This is a genomic window from Rhizobacter sp. P3_B12 (assembly GCF_056402895.1).
On the sequence record NZ_JBFUGN010001266.1, the window covers coordinates 1 to 1,460 of the forward strand.

1 protein-coding gene and 1 pseudogene are annotated in these 1,460 nt (G+C 67.9%); one reads left to right on the forward strand and one right to left on the reverse strand.

Going from position 1 to position 1,460, the window contains the following annotated elements; genetic code table 11:
- Nucleotides 1-39 precede the first annotated feature (39 nt).
- Entirely contained in the window at nucleotides 40-888 is an 849-nt protein-coding gene (gene hpnD / locus AC1D01_RS34380; RefSeq protein WP_477873944.1) for a presqualene diphosphate synthase HpnD, read from the reverse strand.
- 200 nt (nucleotides 889-1,088) lie between these two features.
- Here hpnD and AC1D01_RS34385 point away from each other — a divergent pair.
- A pseudogene (locus tag AC1D01_RS34385) lies at nucleotides 1,089-1,460 on the forward strand (efflux RND transporter periplasmic adaptor subunit); the annotation flags it as partial.

A 1,460-nucleotide genomic window follows, 5' to 3' on the forward strand; every position in this document is an offset into this window, starting at 1 on the left:
GCGAAAACTGGCTTGACCAGCGCCGCGGTGATGCGCGCCTCAGCGCCCCTTCCAGTGGGTGCGGGCGGCGATCCACAGCTTGCGGATCGGCGTCAGCGAGACGCGCTGGTGCAGCACCTGGAAATCGCCGGCCTCGATCTCGCGCAGCAGCGTGCGGTAGATGTTGGCCATCATCAGGCCGGGCTTCTGCGCGACCCGATCGGCGTCGGGCAGCAGTGCGAAGGCCTCGTCATAGCAGCGGTGCGCCCGCTCGGCCTGGAAGCGCATCAGCGCGGTGAAGCGCTCGCTGTAGCCCCACGGCGCGGTGCGCTTGAGCAGTTCATGCGCTTTCACGTCGAACTGCTGCAGTTCGGAGATCGGCAGGTAGATGCGGCCGCGGCGGGCGTCGTCGCCGACGTCGCGGATGATGTTCGTCAGCTGCATCGCGAGGCCCAGCCTGTGGGCGTACTGCAGCGTCTGGTCGGTGCTGCGGCCGAAGATGCTGGCCGCGACCTCGCCGACCACGCCGGCCACCAGGTGGCAGTAGCGCTGCAGCCCGGGGTAGTCGAGGTAGCGCGACTGCTCCAGATCCATCTGGCAGCCGTCGATCACCGCGTTGAGGTGGTCGGCGCGGATGCCGAATTCGGCGGTGAGGGGCATCAGGGCCTGCATCACCGGGTGGGAGGCGTGCCCGGCGAAGGCRCTGGCGGTCTCCTTGCGCCACCAGGCGAGCTTGGTGGCGGCGACGCCCGGGTCCTGGACTTCGTCGACGACGTCGTCCACCTCGCGGCAAAAGGCGTAGAACGCGGTGATCGCCGCGCGCCGCGGCGGTGGCAGGAACAGGAAGGCGTAGTAGAAGCTCGAGCCGCTCTTGGCGGCCTTGTCCTGCACGTATTGCTGGGGCGTCATCGTCGGTCGTGATCAATTCAGCGCGCATTGTCGCTGGGTCGGCCCCGGGCGCTCGTGACGCATCGAAAGATGCCAGGGACGGTTTGACACCTGGGATTGACCCGAATACATTACTGACCGGTCAGTCAGTTGTACCGTAACTGACATCAGCCCCCGATTCCCTATTTCCCGCCCCGTTCACCGCTTCGAAGAGGATTCCGATGCGATCCACGCTGTTCATTGCCTTGGCCAGTGTGGCCGTCCTGGCCGCCTGTTCCAAGACCGAGCCTGCCGGCGAGCCGGTGCGAGCGGTCCGCACGCTGACCGTCGCCAACGGGGCCGCGGGCGGCACCCGCGAGTACGCGGCCGAGATCCGGGCGCGCACCGAATCGAAGCTGGGCTTCCGGGTCGGCGGCAAGATCACGCGCCGCACGGCGAACGTGGGCGACACCGTGAAGGCAGGGCAGGTGCTCGCGCAGCTCGATCCGCAGGATCTGAAGCTGGCGCAGGAGTCGGCCCGCGCGGCGCTCGCTGCGGCGCAGACCAACCTCGAACTCGCGAACGCCGACTACAAGCGCTACAAGGACCTGCGC